This is a genomic window from Pseudomonas sp. McL0111 (assembly GCF_052567255.1).
The window spans coordinates 3,212,565-3,232,231 of sequence record NZ_CP199585.1 but is presented as its reverse complement, the minus strand read 5'-3'; the positions used below and the strand labels follow the sequence as shown (position 1 = coordinate 3,232,231).

Genomic DNA, 19,667 nt, shown 5'->3' with positions numbered 1-19,667 from the left:
CATTCGCGGGGCTAATGCGAACGCTGTACGGGCAGACCAGACGGATCAGACGAGCCGTCCTAGCTCGCTTCAAATAACGCCATGGCCTCGACATGTGCCGTCTGAGGAAACATATCGAGAATCCCGGCACGTTTTAACCGGTAGCCCTGCTTGATCAATTCGACCGTATCGCGCGCCAGAGTTGCAGGGTTGCACGACACATAAACCAGCCGCTTGGCACCGAGGGTCGCAAGCTTGCGCACCACCTCGAAAGCACCGTCACGCGGTGGGTCCAAGAGTACCGCAGAAAAGCCGTTTCCGATCCACTGGGCATCGGTCAAAGGCTGGGATAAATCGGCTTGAAAAAACTTTGTGTTATGCAAATTGTTACTAGCGGCGTTCGCTTCGGCGCGCTCGACCATGGTCTGCACCCCTTCCACCGCCACCACTTCACGCACGCTCTTGGCCAGCGGCAGCGCGAAGTTGCCCAAGCCACAGAACAGATCGAGCACACGTTCATCACTGGTCGGTTTCAGCCAGTCCAGCGCCTGGGCAACCATCGCCTCGTTGACCCCGGCGTTGACCTGAATGAAATCTCCCGGCCGGTAAGCCAACTCCAGATCCCACTGCTCCAGGCGATAGCCCAGCGACTGCGAGGCATCGACCGGTTGCGGTTCGCCTTCACCATGCAGCCACAATTGCGCTTCATGGAATGCGCAGAAATCCTTGAGGATGGTCAGATCCGCTTCGGACAACGGCGCCATGTGCCGCAGCAACACCGCCAGCGACGAGCCGCTGAACAACTCCACATGCCCCAGCGCCTGCGGTTTGCTCAGGCGACGGAGCATCTCCGGCAAGCGGGTCATGATCGGTTGCAAGGGCTGTACCAGCACCGGACATTCGCTGATCGCGACGATGTCCTGACTGCCGGCAGCACGGAAACCGACTTCGAGATTTTTTGCCTTCATGTCCCAGCGCACGGCAATCCGGGCACGGCGGCGATAGCCGAATTCCGGCCCGGTCAGCGGTGCGGCCCATTCTTCAGGCTCGACGCCAGCGACCTTGGACAATTGCTCGGCGAGCATGCGCTGTTTCAGGGCAAGCTGTTCGGCATGGGGCAGATGCTGCACGCTGCAACCGCCGCAGCGGCCGGCATGCTGACACGGTGCCGGACGGCGCAGTTCGCTGGCCTTGAACACACGCTCGGTGCGCGCCTCGACCACTTTGCCGTGGGCACCGAGCACCCGTGCTTCGACCTCTTCACCCGCGAGGGCACCGAGGACGAACCAGGTACGACCTTCGAAAAACGCGATACCGCGACCGTCATTAGCCAGGCGCTCGATGCTCAAGCGCTGCTTTTTACCGGTAGGGATTTGCGGGGCCTTGCTGCCGCCGGTGGGCTGGAAGCGCAGGCCTCTCTCTTGCTTGGCCATCAGTTGGGCGCGTCGAAAATGCCGGTCGACAAGTAACGGTCGCCACGGTCGCAGATGATCGCGACGATCACCGCATTTTCAACTTCTTTGGACAGGCGCAGCATCGCTGCCACCGCACCGCCCGAGGACACGCCGCAGAAGATGCCTTCTTCGCGGGCCAGACGACGAGTGACGTCTTCGGCCTCGCTTTGCGCCATGTCGACGATGCGGTCGACGCGGTCGGCCTGATAAATCTTCGGCAGGTATTCCTGCGGCCAGCGGCGAATACCGGGAATGGCCGAGCCTTCCATCGGTTGCAGACCGACAATCTGCACGCTGTCGCTCTGCTCTTTCAAGTAGCGCGATACGCCCATGATGGTGCCGGTGGTGCCCATTGAGCTGACGAAATGGGTAATCGTGCCCTCGGTCTGACGCCAGATTTCCGGGCCGGTGGTGGTGTAATGCGCCTCCGGATTGTCACCGTTGGCGAACTGATCCAGCACCTTGCCACGGCCTTCGGCTTCCATCCGCTGCGCGAGATCGCGAGCGCCTTCCATGCCCTCTTCCTGGGTGACCAGAATCAGCTCGGCGCCATAAGCAGTCATCGCCGCTTTGCGTTCGGCACTGGAGTTGTCCGGCATGATCAGGATCATCTTGTAACCCTTGATCGCGGCAGCCATCGCCAGCGCGATCCCGGTGTTGCCCGAGGTCGCTTCGATCAGCGTATCGCCGGCGTGGATCTGCCCGCGCAATTCGGCACGGGTGATCATCGACAGCGCCGGACGGTCCTTGACCGAACCCGCCGGGTTATTCCCTTCGAGCTTGAGCAACAGGGTGTTGCTGGTTTCACCGGGCAGGCGCTGCAAACGCACCAGCGGAGTGTTGCCGACGCAATCGGCGATAGTTGGGTACTGCAGGGTCATGGCGTATTCGCAATCCAGACGTGCGGGGGCGCCTATCATACCGGCAAACCCGCGCAGGCCATATCACGCAAAGTATGGTGCTTATGGTTTCTGGGAATAAGCGAATCAAAAGTCGCGCCAGTGGTGCGACTTTTGTTTAGCGGTGATGCCAAGGGCCCTATCGCTGGCAAGCCAGCTCCCACAGAGGTTGCGCTGTTCATTAATAGTGCCAGCAGTGCTGACACATTCTTACGAATGGTTCACACGGTTTGTGGCTGATAGAGATCCACTGTGGGAGCTGGCTTGCCAGCGATGGGGCCGGGACTGCCAACACCACCCTCCGCCACCAAGCGCAAATTCATCCGCAACCCGCCACGCACGTTCTGCGCCCACATAGTCCCGCCCTGGCGCTGTACCGCGTTGCGCGCGATGCTCAGGCCGAGGCCGAAGCCGCCATTGCCGGGGCGCGAGCCGTCGAGTCGGGTGAAGGGGTCGAAGATCCGTTCCAGTTCCTGCCCATCCACCCCGCCTCCCTGATCGTCCAGCCACAGGTGCCAGAAATCACCATCACGCTGGCCGTCCAGCCGCACGATGCCGCCCTCGGGTGAATGCCGAATGGCGTTGCGCAGGATGTTTTCCAGCGCTTGCGCCAACGTATTGAGGTTGCCGCGCACCCAGCACGAGGACGGCACTGCGCACTGCAATTGCAGACTTGGCCAGCCGCTTTCATAGCAGGCGTTTTCGGTGAGCATTTCCCACAGCGCCTGAATCTGGATCGCTTCGTCCGGCAGCGGAGCGCGGTCGGTGTCGAGCCACGCCAGTTGCAGAGTGTCTTCCACCAGCCGTTGCATGCCATCAACTTCACGGCCGATGCGCTCACGCAATTGCAGTAGATCCTGCTCGCTTTCACTGGCCACTCGCAGACGACTCAGCGGCGTGCGCAGTTCATGAGAGAGATCACGCAGTAATTGTTGTTGCAGGGAGACCGTGGACTGCAAGCGTTCGGACATCGAATCGAATGCCCGGGCCAGTTCACCGAGTTCGTCCGGGCGCCGGGTGATCCCGCTCGACAGCCGCACATTCAATTGGTCAGCGCGCCAGGCGTTGGCCTGCTCGCGCAGATTGTTCAGCGGCACCACCAGCAAACGGTACAGGCCGATACACAGCAGCAAGGTGAACAGACCGGGAATCACGCCGTTGGTGATGACTCGCCAGAACACTCGATACTTGCCCGGCAGAAAACGCTCGGGCAGTTCAATCACCAAAATTCCGGCGGACGGGTCTTGAGGAAACGGCACCCGCAGCCATGGTCGCCCCTGCTTGTGAATCGGCCAGTCGAGGCCACGCAGGAAGGTCAGGTGCTGGGTTTCCTGCTCATTCAGCGGATCGCTGCTCAGCGACTGCAAATTGCCGCCGATCACCCCGACCCAACCGGCTTCACGCAGCTCCATGCTCTGCAACCAGCTATCAATACCGTCACGCTCGGCTCGCTGCCACGCCTGCTCGGCTTCAGCGGCATAGCGCGACAAGGTTGCGCGCGCTTCGTCAGAGAGGAACTGGTTGCGTTCCTCCATATAGCGGCCCCAGGACCAGCTCAGCCAGATCATCAGCAAACAAAACGCCACCAGCAGGCAGGCCAGTTTCCAGAACAGTGAATGCCGACCCGGCAGGTCAGACAGTTTCATCGGGCGTACTCAGCACGTAGCCTTTGCCCCACACCGTGCGCACTTCGCGTTCGGTGTAGCCGATGGCTTTGAGTTTGCGGCGGATCTGGCTGATGTGCATGTCGAGGCTGCGGTCGTGAGCTGCGTAACCGCGTTGCAGGACATGCTGATAAAGGAAGGCCTTGCTCAGCACTTCTTCATCGTTGCGATGCAGGGTTTCCAGCAAGCGATATTCGCTGCGGGTCAGACCGGCGGGCTGCTCACGGTAAAACACTTCGCAAGCCTCGTCGTCGAAACGCAAGGCGCCGCTCGCCACCGGCTCGGCCAGTGCCGCCGGACGACGATCCAGCGCGACCCGGCGCAAAATCGCTTCGATCCGCACATGCAGCTCGGCCATGCTGAACGGTTTGGGCAGATAGTCATCGGCACCGAGGCGGAAACCGCTGATGCGATCAGCCTCGGCCCCCAGTGCCGACATCAACAGCACTGGCGTCGACTGGCTCTGGCGCAACTGGGTCAACACCTTGAGGCCGTTCAAACCCGGCAACAAAATGTCCATCAACACCACGTCGAACGGCTGGCGCTGAGCCATGTTCAGACCTTCCTGACCGTTCTGGCACCAGGTCACCTGAAACCCGCTGCGCCCCAGATGTTCGTGAACATAGGCTCCGAGCACCGGGTCGTCTTCGATGGAAAGAATGCGTGGCTGGCCAACAGAGACAAGAGTCATGACTATCTGCAAATAATTCTCAGTTGTGCCGATTATTCAAGATTGCCGAGCATCGGGCAACCCAATGCTGACCTGTCGGACAAACGAGCGCTCGCAAACAGACGTACCACGGCAGCATTTTTCCGAGGATTGCCCGCGAGCAAATCGCTACACTGCGCCAATGTCACGTGCCGGACGCACGTTTGAGTCAACATATCAGCTGGATGCGGGAGATGGGCGTGCTCAAGAAACTGGGAATCAAAGGTCGCGTATTGTTGCTGACCCTGTTGCCCACCAGCCTGATGGCGTTGGTGCTCGGTGGTTATTTCACCTGGACGCAACAGTCCGACTTGCAAGCCCAATTGATGCAGCGCGGCGAAATGATCGCCGAGCAACTGGCCCCGCTGGTGGCCCCGGCCATGGGCCGTGGCGACAGTGAACTGCTCGAACGCATCGCCACCCAATCCCTCGAACAGCCCGATGTGCGCGCGGTGACCTTCCTCGCCCCCGACCACACGCCGCTGGCCCACGCCGGCCCGACCATGCTCAATCAGGCGCCGAGCGGCGACAGCGCGCAACTGCTGCGCCGCAGCGGTAACGACGCGACCCGTTATCTGCTGCCGGTTCTGGGTAAGCACCGCAATCTGGCGGGTGAACTGATCCCCGCAGAATCCGAGCGATTGCTTGGCTGGGTAGAACTGGAGCTGTCACACAATGGCATGTTGCTGCGCGGTTATCGCAGTCTGTTCGCCAGTCTGCTGTTGATTGGCGCAGGCCTCGCCGGTGCGGCGCTGCTCGCACTGCGCATGGGCCGCACCATCAACCATCCGCTGAGCCAGATCAAACACGCCGTCGCGCAACTCAAGGACGGCCACCTGGAAACCCGCCTGCCGCCGCTCGGCAGTCAGGAGCTGGATGAACTGGCGGACGGCATCAACCGCATGGCCGGCACCCTGCAAAACGCTCAGGAAGAACTGCAACACAGCGTCGATCAAGCCACCGAAGACGTGCGGCAGAATCTGGAAACCATCGAGATCCAGAACATCGAACTCGACCTGGCGCGCAAAGAGGCGCTGGAAGCGAGCCGGATCAAGTCCGAGTTCCTCGCCAACATGAGCCATGAGATCCGCACGCCGCTCAACGGCATTCTCGGCTTCACGCATCTATTGCAGAAAAGCGAACTGACCCCGCGCCAGCTCGACTATCTGGGCACCATCGAAAAGTCCGCCGACAGCTTGCTCGGGATCATCAACGAGATCCTCGATTTCTCGAAGATCGAGGCCGGCAAACTGGTGCTCGACCACATTCCGTTCAACCTGCGCGATCTGTTGCAGGACACCCTGACCATCCTCGCCCCGGCGGCTCACGCCAAACAGCTTGAGCTGGTCAGTCTGGTGTATCGCGACACGCCGCTGTCGCTGGTCGGCGATCCGCTGCGCCTCAAGCAGATCCTCACCAACCTTGTCAGCAACGCGATCAAGTTCACCCGCGAAGGCACCATAGTCGCCCGTGCCATGCTTGAAGAAGAACACGAGGATCGCGTGCAGTTGCGCATCAGCATTCAGGACACCGGCATCGGCTTGTCGAGTCAGGATGTGCGGGCGCTGTTCCAGGCCTTCAGTCAGGCCGACAATTCACTCTCGCGTCAGCCGGGCGGCACCGGCCTCGGGTTGGTCATTTCCAAGCGCCTGATCGAACAGATGGGCGGCGAGATCGGCGTCGACAGTACGCCGGGCGAAGGTTCGGAATTCTGGATCAGCCTGAGCCTGCCGAAAACCCGTGACGACACCGACGATCTGCCGTCCGCGCCGCTGCTCGGGCGTCGCGTGGCGGTGCTGGAAAATCACGAACTGGCGCGTCAGGCATTGCAGCATCAACTGGAAGATTGCGGCCTCGACGTCACCACCTTCAATACCCTGGAAAGCCTGACCAACGGCGTTACCGGCGCGCACCAGACCGAGCAGGCCATCGACCTCGCCGTGCTCGGCATCACCAGTAACGACATGCTCCCGGAGCGCTTGAACCAACATATCTGGGATCTGGAACATCTCGGCTGCAAGGTGCTGGTGCTTTGCCCGACCACAGAGCAGACTCTGTTCCACCTCTCGGTGCCGAACCCGCACAGTCAGCTCCAGGCCAAACCGGCGTGCACGCGTAAATTGCGGCGTGCCTTGTCGGATCTGGCCAATCCGCGCCAGACCCGCAACGAGCCGAACGAACCGTTGTCGAGTCGTCCGCCGAAAGTGCTGTGCGTCGACGACAACCCGGCCAACCTGTTGCTGGTGCAGACCTTGCTCGAAGACATGGGCGCCAAGGTGCTCGCGGTGGAAAGCGGTTACGCCGCAGTCAAAGCGGTGCAGACCGAATCTTTCGATCTGGTGCTGATGGACGTGCAGATGCCCGGCATGGACGGACGCCAGAGCACCGAAACCATCCGCCAATGGGAAAGCGAACGGCATTGCACGCCGCTGCCGATTGTCGCCCTCACCGCCCACGCCATGGCCAACGAAAAACGCGCCTTGCTGCAAAGCGGCATGGATGACTACCTGACCAAACCGATCAGCGAGCGGCAACTGGCGCAGGTCGTACTGAAGTGGACCGGCCTGGCCCTGCGCAATCAGGCACCGGATCGCTCCAGCGAAAGCGCCATCGGCAGTCATGATTTACCGGTACTTGACCACGACGAAGGTCTGCGCCTGGCCGCGGGCAAGGCTGATTTGGCGGCGGACATGCTGGCGATGTTGCTGGCGTCACTGGAAGCCGACCGCGAAGCGATCCGCACTGCCCGCGACAGCAACGATCAAAACGCCTTGATCGAACGCGTGCATCGCCTGCACGGCGCCACGCGTTACTGCGGCGTGCCGCAATTGCGCGCGGCCTGCCAACGCAGCGAAACCCTGCTCAAACAGGACGATCCGAAAGCAACGCAGGCACTGGATGAACTGGAACGGGCGATCAATCGTCTGGCCACACAGGCGAAGATCAGCGCCTGATCCACGGCAATGCCGCTAAACGCATACGCAGCTAAAGTGTTCGCGGGTGATTTCTGCCCGAGTCGTTGCTCCAGGAGGATTTCATGCGCACGATCGTTTTCAGTAGCCAGACCTACGACCGCGACAGCTTCCTCGCCGCCAATTGTCCGGCCGATATCGAACTGCACTTTCAACCGGCCCGACTGAGTCTCGACACCGTGGCACTGGCCGAGCAGCATGAAGTGGTCTGCCCGTTTATCAACGATGATCTCAGCGCCCCAGTGCTGGAACGCTTGGCAGCGGGCGGTACGCGACTGATCGCCCTGCGTTCGGCGGGCTACAACCATGTCGATCTGGTCGCAGCAAAACGCCTCGGCGTGGCGGTGGTGCGGGTGCCCGCCTATTCGCCGCATGCCGTGGCCGAACACGCGGTCGCGCTGATCCTCGCACTCAACCGGCGCCTGCACCGCGCCTACAACCGCACTCGTGAAGGCGATTTCACCCTGCACGGGCTGACGGGTTTTGATCTGGTGGGCAAGACTGTGGGCATCGTCGGCACCGGACAGATCGGCGCCACGTTCGCGAAAATCATGCACGGTTTCGGCTGTGAATTGCTGGCTTACGATCCTTTTCCAAACCCGGAGGTTCTGGCTCTGGGGGCGCGCTATCTGAGTCTGCCGGAACTGCTCGCGCAGTCACGAATCATCAGCCTGCACTGCCCGCTCAACGAACAGAGCAAACACCTGATCAACCGCGAATCACTGGCGCACACGCAGCCGGGCGCAATGCTGATCAACACCGGGCGCGGCGGTCTGGTGGATACCCCGGCGCTGATCGATGCGCTGAAGGATGGCCAATTGGGTTATCTGGGACTGGATGTGTATGAAGAAGAGGCGCAGCTGTTTTTCGAGGATCGCTCGGATCTGCCGTTGCAGGACGATGTGCTGGCGCGGTTGCTGACATTCCCGAACGTGATCGTCACGGCGCATCAGGCTTTTCTGACTCACGAAGCGCTGGGCGCGATTGCCGCAACCACGCTGCACAACATCGCGACCTGGGCGGCAGGTACGCCGCAGAACCAGGTCGAGGGCTGAATTGTCGGCGATCAGACCGGCGGTGGCGTCGGGGTGATCGCTACACACAGGATCAGCAGGCCGAGCCAGCCGAAGCCGATCACGCGCTGCTTCAGCGAATGCCCGGAACGCAGCAGGAACCAGACAAAAATCATTGGCATCAGAAACGCCATGATCTTCAACCAGCCTTCCACCGGGCGCGAGCCATCGGCATTCACTAGCGGCTGAACCGGCTCGGCGGCTTGCGTCCGACGGCGACGGCCAACGGCAACAGGAACGGCTTTCGTCTCGGATTCGGCAGGCGCGACGTAAGCCTCGGGGACAGCTTTGTTGCGTGGCAGGCTGCCAAAGGAAATCGTCGAAGCACCTGGCGCTGCGGCAGCGGCCTGTGGCGGCGCTGCGACTGGAACTGGCGATTGCTCGATCGGCTGCTCCGCCATCGGAGCCCCGCAATGGATGCACGCAGTCGCTTGCGAGCTGATGCTGCGTTTGCATTCATAACATTCAATCAGCGCCATGTTTCCGTTCCTTCAGAGTCAAGGGCGGCAGTTTGCCATGAGCGCGAGTCGATTTGAACCTGATCGAAGGTCGCAAGCGCGCGCCATCCTGTAATCCCGCCCGTGCTAGCATGTCGCGCATATTTGGAGGACCCATGGTCGAACACGATTTCCGCTACAACCTGATGAACCCGCAACACACCCTCACCGAATGCCGCGCCCTCGTACCGGGCCGCTATCAGGTCACCGGCAACGGTGGCTCGATCCGCATCGGTGATGCGCTGTTGGTCACCCTCAAAGGCAGCAAGGACTTGTCCATGCGCCTGACCGTCGAGACCGTGCGCCATCTGATCAACCCGCCCGGCCAATGGACAGCAATGACCACCGGCCCGGTGTTTGGCGAACTGGCGATCCACACCTGGCAGGTCAACTGCGACAGCTGCGCGAAAGAGCTGAGCTTTGAATTCGCGGTAGACGCCAAGCTTGGCAAACCGGCTGAAAAAGTCGCCGCCACTGCGCGCATCGCCGAGCTCGGCTGGAAAGCCGTTGGCGAGAAGCATGTCTGCCCGAAATGTCAGGAGCCTGCGTGATGAAACGCCTTGCCCTGACCGCTCTGGTCGGTGCCGCACTGGTGGGTTGCGCCGCAGAACCGGTGCAACTGCAACAGAACCGCAGCTACATTCTGGAATGGATCGGCGAGCGGCCACTGATGGATTACAGCCATCTGACCGTGACCCTGGGCGATGACGGTCGCGCCTACGGCAACGGCGGCTGCAATCATTGGTTCGCGCCGTACACGCTGGATGGCGACAAGCTGAGCTTCGGCAAGATCGGCAAGACCCGCAAACTCTGCGCCCCGGCACTGATGGAGCAGGAACAACGCTTCCTGCAAGCCCTCGAAGGGGTGCAACGCTGGGACATTTCGCCGATCGAGCAGATGCGCTTCTGGCCGGCTGAAGGCAAGCCTTTGCGCTGGTGGCTGGAAGAGGGTTAACCCCCTCTATCAACCAGTCAGAGCCTTTGTGGTGAAGGAGATTTACCCCTTCACCACAGAAGCACCAAGCAAGAAAACATGCGACTTACTTGGTCGCCTGCAACGCCTCAAGCTTCGCCAACACTCCCGCCGCCGTCTGCTCGCCCATCATCTGCTCACGCACCTTGCCCTTGTTGTCGATGATGTACGTCACAGGCAATGCTTCGCTGCGCGGCAGGTCGAACAGCTCTGCAGGGTCTTGCGCCAGCACGGTGAACTTGATGCCCAGTTTTTCACTGGCGCTCTTCAGTTCTTCGCCCTGCACGTTATCGAAATTGACCCCGAACACGCCGACGTTCTTGCTCTTGAGTTCATCAGCCAAATGGTTGAGTTCCGGGATTTCAGTCCGGCACGGGCCGCACCATTCGGCCCAGTAGTTGACCACTACCCATTGCTTGTCGAGACGCTCGGAAGCGACCTTCTGGCCATTCTGGTCGATACCATAGTCGTTACCGCAGCCCCCCAGCATCAACGCCCCGATTATCGTCAATGCCGCTGCCAATCGCCGTGTCATGTCGTGTTCCTTGTGAAAAATTGATTGCGCCTGCGACCCATCGCCTCCCACGGTTCAGGATTGCGCGCTGCACAGTTAGAATAGCCGTCACTTTACGCCAGAAGCGACCCGCCATGACCGATCTGACGCTTTATCACAACCCGCGCTGCTCGAAATCCCGCGGTGCGCTCGAACTGCTTGAGGCCCGAGGCCTGGCGCCGAACGTGGTGCGTTACCTCGAAACCCCGCTGGATGCAGGTCAAATCAAGGCGCTGCTGGGCAAGCTCGGCATCAGCGCACGGCAACTGCTGCGCACCGGGGAAGATGAATACAAAATGCTTCAACTGGCCGACAGCAGCCTCAGCGAGGCGCAACTGATCGCCGCCATCGCTGAACACCCGAAACTGATGGAGCGGCCGATTCTCGAAGTCGGCGACAAAGCCGTGATCGGTCGTCCACCGGAAAACGTGCTGGAGTTGCTGCCGTGAGCGCGCCCTACATTCTGATTCTGTATTACAGCCGCAGTGGCTCGACCAACGAGATGGCCCGGCAAATTGCCCGGGGCGTTGAACAGGCCGGGCTCGAAGCGCGCCTGCGTACCGTGCCGGCGATTTCCACCGAGTGCGAAGCGGTGTCGCCCGACATCCCGGCAGATGGCCCGCTCTACGCCACGCTTGATGATTTGAAAAACTGCGCCGGTCTGGCGCTCGGCAGCCCGACCCGTTTCGGCAACATGGCCGCGCCGCTCAAATACTTCCTAGACGGCACCAGCAACCTGTGGCTGACCGGCGCCCTGGTCGGCAAACCGGCCGGTGTGTTCACCTCCACCGCCAGCCTGCACGGCGGTCAGGAAACCACTCTGCTGTCGATGATGCTGCCGCTGCTGCACCACGGCATGCTGATCACCGGCCTGCCTTACAGCGAGTCGGCGTTGCTCGAAACCCAGGGCGGCGGCACGCCGTATGGCGCCAGCCACCATGCCGGGGCTGACGGCAAAAGCGGCCTCGACCAGCACGAAATCGCACTGTGTCGCGCACTGGGTCTGCGCCTGGCGAAAACCGCTCAGAAACTGGTGGGCTGATATGGCGAAGAAGCCGAAAATCCTGCCCTCGGTCGAATGGCTTGAACCGCGAGTGAAAGCCATGCGGATCATCAGCCTGCTGTGCTTTTTCGGCCTCGCCGGGCTGCTCGCTGCTTACTACCTGATCTTCGCCGACCTGCATGGCGCCCGACCATGGGTGATTCTGCTGGTCGAGTTGATACCGTGGATCGTCCTCGCTCCGGGGATGATCATGGGCAGCGCGCGCGGGCATTCGTGGATGTGCTTTGTGGTGAATCTGTATTTCATCAAAGGCGCACTGGCGGCGTATGACCCGAGCCGGCAGTTGTTTGGTGTGCTGGAGATGATTGTCAGCCTGGCGGTGTTCTGCTCGGCGCTGCTGTATGTGCGGTGGCGGTATCAGTTGAACCGCAAACTGGCGGGCGAAGGCGAGATTGCCGTCGCCTGACAGAAAGTCTTCGCGAGCAAGCTCGCTCCCACAGGGGATCTGTGAACATCGCAGATCCAATGTGGGAGCCAGCCTGCTGGCGATTGGAGCGGCTCGGTCTCAATGATTGACGGTATAGGCCAGCATCATCGAGATCTGGCTCATCGGCCGCCCACCGCTCTCTTCATGCCATTGGTTGAACACCGCCTGCACCGCCGCCAGATCGCGCTGACTGGTCGGCGCCTTGTCGACGATCTTCTGCGCGTTCAGCGCCGCGACCACGTCGTAACTCGGCACAAACGTATCCTTGCCAACCATGCGCAAAAATCGTGGCGCCGACAGCCCGCCCAATTGATGACCGTGCTTTTTCAGGTACGTCCACAGACCGACGATATCGGTCACCGGCCAGTCAGCGATCAACGCGCCGAAACTACCCTTCTCCTTCTCGACATCAAGGATGAACTGCGCATTGCGCGGCACGCTCTTGAGCTTGCCCAGGTGGCGGATGATCCGCGCGTCCTGCATCAGGCGTTCAAGGTGTTCGGCGCTCATCAGTACGACTTTTTCCGGGTCGAACTTGAAGAACACTTCTTCGAAGGCCGGCCACTTGGCGTCCACCAGACTGTGCTTGAGCCCGGCGCGAAACACGCGCAGGGCCATGGTCGACAAATAACGGTCGTCGCTGATCTTGCGCAATTGCGCCGGGGTCTTGGGAACGGGCAGATGGGCTTCCAGTTCAGCTGCCGAACCGAAGCGGTTCAGACAGTATTCGTGCAGCCACTTGTAATCGCGCATGCCCTCTCCTGATAAGTAAAACGAAGAACTTAATGTGGGATCGAGCTTGCTCGCGAAGGCTCCGTGTCATTCAACATTGATGTCGGCTGACACGGAGCCTTCGCGAGCAAGCTCGATCCCACAGGGATGGTGTTTAGAGGTTCACTATGTTGACGAAGCGCGAAGCGGCGCTCTCGTCGATCTTCAGGCTGGTGAAGTCGAACAGGTTACGGTCGGCCAGTTGCGACGGGATCACGTTCTGCAGACTGCGGAAAATGCTTTCAGTTCGGCCCGGGGTCTTGCGATCCCAGTCCTGCAGCATGTCCTTGACCACCTGACGCTGCAGGTTTTCCTGCGAACCGCAAAGGTTGCACGGGATGATCGGGAACTCTTTGAAGTCCGAGTACGCCTGAATGTCTTTCTCGTTGCAGTAGGCCAGCGGACGAATCACCACGTTGCGCCCGTCATCGGCGCGCAGCTTCGGCGGCATCGCCTTGAGACTGCCGTTGAAGAACATATTGAGGAAGAACGTCTCGACGATGTCATCGCGATGGTGACCGAGGGCCATCTTGGTCGCGCCGATTTCGTCGGCGAAGGTGTACAGCGTGCCACGGCGCAGGCGCGAGCACAGCGAGCAGGTGGTCTTGCCTTCCGGGATCAGTTCCTTGACCACCGAATAAGTGTCTTTCTCCACGATGTGGTACTCGACGCCCAACTCTTTGAGGTAGGCCGGCAGCACGTGCTCGGGGAAACCCGGCTGCTTCTGGTCCATGTTCACGGCGACGATCTCGAACTTGATCGGTGCAACCTTCTGCAGGTGCATCAGCACGTCGAGCATGGTGTAACTGTCCTTGCCCCCGGACAGGCAGACCATGACCTTGTCGCCGTCTTCAATCATGTTGAAGTCGGCGACCGCTTCACCGGCCAGGCGGCGCAGGCGCTTTTGCAGTTTGTTCTGGTTGACCGTAAGAGTGCCCATGACGCGAGATCCGTGAGGTGTGACGAAAGGCGGCATTTTACGCAAAAACCGCCTGAGGGCGAAGGGCCGTGGGTCTGTGCTTTTGAATACGCAAAGAAACCCGTGGCGAGGGGATTTATCCCCGTTGGGCGGCGAAGCCGCCCCCACAAACCCTAAAACTCGATTCGACTGACAAACTGCTGTAATGGATTGGCGACTGCTACGCAGCCGAACGGGGATAAATCCCCTCGCCACAGTTTCACGTACCACTGCAAGACCTCACGGCGATTAAGCCCTGTGTTTACAGCGCGATTTGCTCTAAGCCCCTAATACCTGTGCGGTTAAGTCCTTTCTATACTGCGACATAAGGTCGCACACATCCAAAGACCTGAATTTGCTCGGCCACCTTGGCCCGTAGGCGCTCCGTTGGGGGGCGATGGCAATAACAAGAGGAGTGACTGGCATGATCCATCACGTAGTGGGACTCTTTACCCACCCCGATCAGGAATGGAAAGAAATCCGTGGCGACCAAGAGGAAAGCATCAGCCACATGTACCTGACGCACACGCTGATACTGGCGGCGATCCCCGCTGTCTCGGCGTTTATCGGCACCACTCAGGTCGGCTGGGTCATCGGCAATCGCGCACCGGTGATGCTCACCGTCGAAAGCGCGGTGTGGATGACCGTCATGTCGTACCTGGCAATGCTCGGCGGAGTCGCAGTCATGGGTGCCTTCGTGCACTGGATGGCGCGCACTTATGACGCCAACCCGAGTCTGGCCCGTTGCGTCGCGTTCGCCACCTACACCGCAACCCCGTTGTTCGTCGGCGGGCTGGCGGCGCTGTATCCGCATATGTGGCTGGGGATGATCGTCGGCACGGCGGCCATCTGCTACACGGTTTATCTGCTGTATGTCGGGCTGCCGACCTTTATGAACATCCCTTCGGATGAGGGGTTCCTGTTTTCCAGCTCGGTGCTGGCGGTAGGTCTGGTGGTGCTGGTGGCCATCATGGCGTTCACCGTGATCGTCTGGGGACTGGGCGTGGGGCCCGTCTACACCAACTAGCTGGCAAGCCTGAGAAAAACAAGATCCGCCAACACAGGCCGCCGCAAGGCGGCCTTCTCATGTTCACGCAGAAACACCATGACCATTCGGCAGTTTGGCGATTCGCAACGCCTCGGGGTTGCGGCATACTCGCAAGCTCTGGAGATCCATCAAGCATGCCCGAGCAACTCAATACCCGCGTCGAAGACTGTTACCAACTCGCTGAATCCTTTTTCAAACGTCATTTCCAACGCCCTGTGGTGAGCCTCAAGCTGCGCGGGCAAAAAGCCGGAGTCGCGCATTTGCACGAGAATCTGCTGCGCTTCAATCCGCAGCTGTACCGGGAAAACACCGATCACTTCCTCAAGCAAACCGTGGCCCACGAAGTCGCACACCTGATCGCCCATCAACTGTTCGGCGACCGCATCCAGCCGCACGGCGAGGAGTGGCAATTGATCATGCGCGGGGTCTATGAACTACCGCCGGATCGGTGCCACACCTACGCAATCAAGCGCCGCAGCGTGACGCGCTATATCTATAAATGTCCGTGCGTGGACAGTGATTTTCCGTTCTCGGCGCAGCGTCATGGGCTGGTGAGCAAGGGGCGGCGGTATTTGTGCCGGCGCTGTCGCAGTACGCTGGTGTTCACAGGCGAGATGCGAGTCGAATAGAAGGTTTGTGGTGTAGCGGCTGGCCTCATCGCGGGCAAGCCCGCACACAATGTCCGTGGCTTGGCTGGATGCTGTGTTAACACCACAAAACCTGTAGGAGTGAGCCTGCTCGCGATGGCGTCGGTACCTTCAAAATATTTGCTGGCTGACACACCGCTATCGCTGGCAGGCCAGCTCCCACAATGTCCGTGGCGAAGCTGAATGCTGTGCTCACACCACAAAACCTGTGGGAGCGAGCCTGCTCGCGATGGCGTCGGTACCTTCAAAATATTTGCTGGCTGACACACCGCTATCGCTGGCAGACCAGCTCCCACAATGTCCGTGGCGAAGCTGAATGCTGTGCTCACACCACAAAACCTGTGGGAGTGAGCCTGCTCGCGATGGCGTCGGTACATTCAAAATATTTGCTGACTGACACACCGCTATCGCGGGCAAGCCCGCTCCCACAATGTCCGTGGCGAAGCTGAATGCTGTGCTCACACCACAAAACCTGTGGGAGCGAGCCTGCTCGCGATGGCGTCGGTACATTCAAAATCTCAGCTGACTGACACACCGCTATCGCTGGCAGGCCAGCTCCCACAATGTCCGTGGCGAAGCTGAATGCTGTGCTCACACCACAAAACCTGTGGGAGCGAGCCTGCTCGCGATGGCGTCGGTACATTCAAAATATTTGCTGGCTGACACACCGCTATCGCTGGCAGGCCAGCTCCCACAATGTCCGTGGCGAAGCTGAATGCTGTGCTCACACCACAAAACCTGTGGAGCGAGCCTGCTCGCGATGGCGTCGGTACATTCAAAATATTTGCTGGCTGACACACCGCTATCGCTGGCAGGCCAGCTCCCACAATGTCCGTGGCGAAGCTGAATGCTGTGCTCACACCACAAAACCTGTGGGAGCGAGCCTGCTCGCGATGGCGTCGGTACCTTCAAAATATTTGCTGGCTGACACACCGCTATCGCTGGCAGACCAGCTCCCACAATGTCCGTGGCGAAGCTGAATGCTGTGCTCACACCACAAAACCTGTGGGAGCGAGCCTGCTCGCGATGGCGTCGGTACATTCAAAATATTTGCTGGCTGACACACCGCTATCGCTGGCAGGCCAGCTCCCACAATGTCCGGGCTGTTCACACAAAAACCTGTGGGAGCTGGCTTGCCAGCGATGAGGCCGGCATTGACGCTAAAGAACTATCCTGGCCCGACGCAGTTCAGCAATCCGCTCAGCACTGAACCCCAACTCCCGCAACACCTGATCCGTATGCTGCCCCAGCACCGCCCCGACATGCCGTGGCGCCGGCAACGCTTCGGAAAACTTCAGCGGGCAAGCCATCTGCGCCTGCGTCGTACCGTCCCCACGCGGCACTTGCGTCATCAACTCCCGCGCCTGCAACTGCGGGTGCTGCACCGCCTCGCTCAAGTTCAGCACCGGCTCGACACACGCATCAACCCCGGCAAACAACTCGCACAGTTCGGCAAAGTCATGCTTCTCAAACTCGACTTTCAATGCCTCTTTCAACGCCCGCTGCTGCTCGGGTTTCGGTGATAAGCCCTGCGCCGCCAGTTCCGGCCGTCCCAACGCCGTACACAATTGCTGCATGAACCCCGGTTCCAGACTGCCCACCGACATCCAGCGCCCATCGAGCGAGCGGTAGTAATCGTAAAAACTGCCTCCATTGAGCATCTGGTCTTCCCGGCCCGGCTCCTCGCCGCAGGCCAGATAGCCGGCACCGGCCATGGCGTTCAGGCTGAATGCGCAGTCGGTCATGCTCACGTCCAGATGCGTGCCCTGCCCGGTTTGCTGCCGGGCAATCACCGCCGCCAGCAGACCGATCACCCCGTGCAGCGAGCCACCCGCGACATCCGCCACCTGCATGCCCAACGGCAACGGCCCGCTGTCGGCGCGGCCGGTGTAGCTGGAGAGCCCGGCCAACGCCAGATAGTTGATGTCGTGCCCGGCGCGATCCTTGTACGGCCCGGTCTGGCCGTAGCCGGTGATCGAGACGTAAATCAGCTGCGGATTGATCGCTTTCAGCGCCTCGTAGCCCAGGCCCAAACGCTCCATCACTCCGGGTCGAAATTGTTCGAGGACGATGTCGTAATCGCCCAGCAACTGCTTGACCACGTCCAGCGCCTCGGGCTGTTTCAGATCCAGCGCCAGACTGCGCTTGTTGCGGTTCAGATACGCGTGGCTGGCGGATATTCCGCCGTCGTGGGGCGGCAGCACCCGCAGCAGATCGAGGCGGGCCGGCGACTCGATACGTAGCACCTCGGCGCCCATGTCTGCCAGCAACAGCGAGGCGAACGGCCCCGGTAGCAGGGTCGAGAAATCCAGAATCTTCAGTGAGGCCAGCGGTGCAGACATGGGCGATCTCCTTGGGCGATGCACTCAGCCTAGGCAGCACATGCCCATGCAGCAATCACCGAATCCATCAGCGGCAGTGACCGTTGCGCTCAAATCGCAGGCAATAAAAAACCTGCCGAAGCAGGTTTTCTGTACATCTGTGGCGAGGGAGCTTGCTCCCGCTGGACTGCGCAGCAGGCCCGTCCTTAAAGAGCGGGGCCGCTTTGCGACCCAGCGGGAGCAAGCTCCCTCGCCACAAGGTATTACCAATCGTTTACTTCACGTTACTCGGGGTTGGGCCTTCGGCCACACCCAGGTCGTCGTCAACGCGGGTGTCAACGATACCGCGACCGCCCGAGGCGAGCTCGGATTGCAGTACATCGGTGTCCAGCTCTTTTACCCACTTGGCAACAACGATGGTGGCAACGGCGTTACCCACCAGGTTGGTCAGGGCACGCGCTTCGGACATGAAGCGGTCGATACCGAGGATCAGCGCCAGACCGGCAACCGGCAGGTGGCCAACTGCCGACAGCGTTGCCGCCAGCACGATGAAGCCCGAACCGGTCACACCGGCAGCGCCTTTGGAGGACAGCAGCAACACCACCAGCAGGGTGATCTGGTGAGTGATGTCCATGTGGGTGTCAGTTGCCTGGGCAATGAACACGGCCGCCATGGTGAGGTAGATCGCAGTACCGTCGAGGTTGAACGAGTAACCGGTCGGGATCACCAGACCCACTACCGACTTCTTCGCCCCCAGACGCTCCATCTTGATCAGCATGCGCGGCAGAACCGATTCCGACGAGGAAGTACCCAGTACGATCAGCAGTTCTTCACGGATGTAGCGGATCATCTTCAGCACGCTGAAACCGTGAGCGCGAGCGATACCGCCCAGCACGATCAGGATGAACAACAGGCAAGTGATGTAGAAGCAGATCATCAGTTGACCCAGCTGCACCAGCGAGCCGACACCGTAGGCACCGATGGTGAACGCCATCGCACCGAAGGCACCGATTGGCGCGAGCTTCATGATCATGTTGATGATGTTGAACATGACGTGGGCGAAGCGATCGATGAAGTCCAGCAGCGGCTTGCCGTAGGCGCCCAGGCGATGCAGGGCGAAACCGAAGATCACCGAGAACATCAGCACTTGCAGGATGTCACCAGTGGCGAACGCGCCGACGATGGTGGTCGGGATCACGTTGAGCAGGAAGCCGACAACGCTCTGATCAGCGCCAGCAGCCACGTAAGAGGCGACTTTCGAGGCGTCGAGGGTAGCGACGTCGATGTGCATGCCGTTGCCCGGTTGCACGATGTTGACCACGAGCAGGCCGACCAGCAAAGCGATGGTCGAAACGATTTCGAAGTACAGCAGTGCATAACCGCCAGTCTTGCCGACCGACTTCATGCTCTGCATGCCGGCGATGCCGCTGACCACGGTGCAGAAGATGATTGGGGCGATGATCATTTTGATCAGTTTGATGAACCCGTCACCCAGCGGCTTTACGGCCACGCCGAACTGCGGGTAGTAGTGACCGAGCGCAATACCGATGATGATTGCGACGATCACCTGGAAATACAGGGATTTGTAGAGTGGCTGACGAGTCGTCATTGCAAGTTTCCTCAAGAGCTCCGCGCGCAACATCCATCTGTTGCTGGCGA

The 19,667-nt window shown here is 60.4% G+C and carries 19 protein-coding genes; 9 read left to right on the top strand and 10 right to left on the bottom strand.

Translation table 11 applies throughout. From position 1 onward, the window contains the following. Positions 1 to 59: 59 nt before the first annotated feature. The 4 genes from rlmD to ACTWLJ_RS14730 form a co-directional block, all read right to left on the bottom strand. Positions 60 to 1,412, bottom strand: a complete 1,353-nt coding sequence (gene rlmD, locus ACTWLJ_RS14745; RefSeq protein WP_445177365.1) for a 23S rRNA (uracil(1939)-C(5))-methyltransferase RlmD — start codon at positions 1,410 to 1,412, stop codon at positions 60 to 62. Then, entirely contained in the window at positions 1,412 to 2,314 is a 903-nt protein-coding gene (cysM, locus tag ACTWLJ_RS14740) for a cysteine synthase CysM (RefSeq protein WP_445181358.1), read from the bottom strand. Before cysM ends, rlmD begins: the two co-directional genes overlap by 1 nt. A gap of 239 nt (positions 2,315 to 2,553) precedes the next feature. Next, positions 2,554 to 3,978, bottom strand: coding sequence for a histidine kinase sensor domain-containing protein (locus tag ACTWLJ_RS14735; protein ID WP_445177364.1), 1,425 nt, complete (start codon positions 3,976 to 3,978; stop codon positions 2,554 to 2,556). Then, positions 3,965 to 4,687 carry a response regulator transcription factor gene (locus tag ACTWLJ_RS14730; RefSeq protein ID WP_445177363.1) on the bottom strand — a complete coding sequence of 241 codons (723 nt, stop codon included), beginning with the start codon at positions 4,685 to 4,687 and terminating at the stop codon, positions 3,965 to 3,967. The genes ACTWLJ_RS14735 and ACTWLJ_RS14730 overlap by 14 nt, the downstream gene beginning before the upstream one ends. A gap of 218 nt (positions 4,688 to 4,905) precedes the next feature. Here ACTWLJ_RS14730 and ACTWLJ_RS14725 point away from each other — a divergent pair, with 218 nt between their 5' ends. Together ACTWLJ_RS14725 and ACTWLJ_RS14720 are read left to right on the top strand one after the other, a co-directional pair. After that, the gene (locus tag ACTWLJ_RS14725) at positions 4,906 to 7,659 is read left to right on the top strand and encodes a response regulator (protein WP_445181357.1); all 2,754 of its coding nucleotides are present in this window, start codon (positions 4,906 to 4,908) and stop codon (positions 7,657 to 7,659) included. An 83-nt stretch (positions 7,660 to 7,742) separates the two neighbouring features. Next, the gene (locus tag ACTWLJ_RS14720) at positions 7,743 to 8,732 is read left to right on the top strand and encodes a 2-hydroxyacid dehydrogenase (RefSeq protein WP_445177362.1); all 990 of its coding nucleotides are present in this window, start codon (positions 7,743 to 7,745) and stop codon (positions 8,730 to 8,732) included. An 11-nt stretch (positions 8,733 to 8,743) separates the two neighbouring features. On the opposite strand, the gene ACTWLJ_RS14715 is transcribed toward ACTWLJ_RS14720, so the two are convergent. Continuing rightward, positions 8,744 to 9,229 (bottom strand): hypothetical protein, encoded by a 486-nt coding sequence (locus tag ACTWLJ_RS14715; RefSeq protein ID WP_445177361.1) that lies wholly within the window; start codon positions 9,227 to 9,229, stop codon positions 8,744 to 8,746. A 134-nt stretch (positions 9,230 to 9,363) separates the two neighbouring features. Here ACTWLJ_RS14715 and ACTWLJ_RS14710 point away from each other — a divergent pair, with 134 nt between their 5' ends. Beyond that, positions 9,364 to 9,798 carry a hypothetical protein gene (locus tag ACTWLJ_RS14710; protein ID WP_445177360.1) on the top strand — a complete coding sequence of 145 codons (435 nt, stop codon included), beginning with the start codon at positions 9,364 to 9,366 and terminating at the stop codon, positions 9,796 to 9,798. Continuing rightward, positions 9,798 to 10,202 (top strand): META domain-containing protein, encoded by a 405-nt coding sequence (locus ACTWLJ_RS14705; RefSeq protein ID WP_401219529.1) that lies wholly within the window; start codon positions 9,798 to 9,800, stop codon positions 10,200 to 10,202. The genes ACTWLJ_RS14710 and ACTWLJ_RS14705 overlap by 1 nt, the downstream gene beginning before the upstream one ends. Before the next feature lie 85 nt (positions 10,203 to 10,287). On the opposite strand, the gene ACTWLJ_RS14700 is transcribed toward ACTWLJ_RS14705, so the two are convergent. Beyond that, positions 10,288 to 10,755, bottom strand: coding sequence for a TlpA disulfide reductase family protein (locus ACTWLJ_RS14700; RefSeq protein WP_401219532.1), 468 nt, complete (start codon positions 10,753 to 10,755; stop codon positions 10,288 to 10,290). A 113-nt stretch (positions 10,756 to 10,868) separates the two neighbouring features. Here ACTWLJ_RS14700 and arsC point away from each other — a divergent pair, with 113 nt between their 5' ends. From arsC to ACTWLJ_RS14685, 3 genes are read left to right on the top strand one after another with little or no spacing between them, the layout of a single operon-like run. Further along, positions 10,869 to 11,222, top strand: a complete 354-nt coding sequence (arsC, locus tag ACTWLJ_RS14695; protein WP_445177359.1) for an arsenate reductase (glutaredoxin) — start codon at positions 10,869 to 10,871, stop codon at positions 11,220 to 11,222. After that, positions 11,219 to 11,815 (top strand): NAD(P)H:quinone oxidoreductase, encoded by a 597-nt coding sequence (wrbA, locus tag ACTWLJ_RS14690; protein WP_445177358.1) that lies wholly within the window; start codon positions 11,219 to 11,221, stop codon positions 11,813 to 11,815. Before arsC ends, wrbA begins: the two co-directional genes overlap by 4 nt. Position 11,816: 1 nt before the next feature. After that, positions 11,817 to 12,242 carry a DUF2069 domain-containing protein gene (locus ACTWLJ_RS14685; protein ID WP_401219540.1) on the top strand — a complete coding sequence of 142 codons (426 nt, stop codon included), beginning with the start codon at positions 11,817 to 11,819 and terminating at the stop codon, positions 12,240 to 12,242. A gap of 99 nt (positions 12,243 to 12,341) precedes the next feature. Here ACTWLJ_RS14685 and ACTWLJ_RS14680 read toward each other — a convergent pair whose 3' ends face one another. Together ACTWLJ_RS14680 and ttcA are read right to left on the bottom strand one after the other, a co-directional pair. Continuing rightward, positions 12,342 to 13,016 (bottom strand): DNA-3-methyladenine glycosylase I, encoded by a 675-nt coding sequence (locus tag ACTWLJ_RS14680; RefSeq protein ID WP_445177357.1) that lies wholly within the window; start codon positions 13,014 to 13,016, stop codon positions 12,342 to 12,344. A 133-nt stretch (positions 13,017 to 13,149) separates the two neighbouring features. After that, positions 13,150 to 13,974: a tRNA 2-thiocytidine(32) synthetase TtcA gene (ttcA, locus tag ACTWLJ_RS14675; RefSeq protein WP_401219546.1), complete on the bottom strand. Its 825-nt coding sequence runs from the start codon at positions 13,972 to 13,974 to the stop codon at positions 13,150 to 13,152. 442 nt (positions 13,975 to 14,416) lie between these two features. On the opposite strand from ttcA, the gene ACTWLJ_RS14670 reads away from it, so the two are divergent. Continuing rightward, on the top strand, positions 14,417 to 15,019 hold the full coding sequence (locus ACTWLJ_RS14670) for a Yip1 family protein (protein WP_201231077.1): 603 nt from the start codon (positions 14,417 to 14,419) through the stop codon (positions 15,017 to 15,019). Between the two features lie 155 nt (positions 15,020 to 15,174). Beyond that, positions 15,175 to 15,669 carry a SprT family zinc-dependent metalloprotease gene (locus ACTWLJ_RS14665; RefSeq protein WP_401219549.1) on the top strand — a complete coding sequence of 165 codons (495 nt, stop codon included), beginning with the start codon at positions 15,175 to 15,177 and terminating at the stop codon, positions 15,667 to 15,669. A gap of 1,178 nt (positions 15,670 to 16,847) precedes the next feature. Here ACTWLJ_RS14665 and ACTWLJ_RS14660 read toward each other — a convergent pair. Both ACTWLJ_RS14660 and ACTWLJ_RS14655 read right to left on the bottom strand, forming a co-directional pair. Next, positions 16,848 to 18,029 carry a CaiB/BaiF CoA transferase family protein gene (locus ACTWLJ_RS14660; protein ID WP_445177356.1) on the bottom strand — a complete coding sequence of 394 codons (1,182 nt, stop codon included), beginning with the start codon at positions 18,027 to 18,029 and terminating at the stop codon, positions 16,848 to 16,850. Positions 18,030 to 18,282: 253 nt separating this feature from the next. Beyond that, positions 18,283 to 19,617 (bottom strand): dicarboxylate/amino acid:cation symporter, encoded by a 1,335-nt coding sequence (locus ACTWLJ_RS14655; RefSeq protein ID WP_445177355.1) that lies wholly within the window; start codon positions 19,615 to 19,617, stop codon positions 18,283 to 18,285. Positions 19,618 to 19,667: the final 50 nt, after the last annotated feature.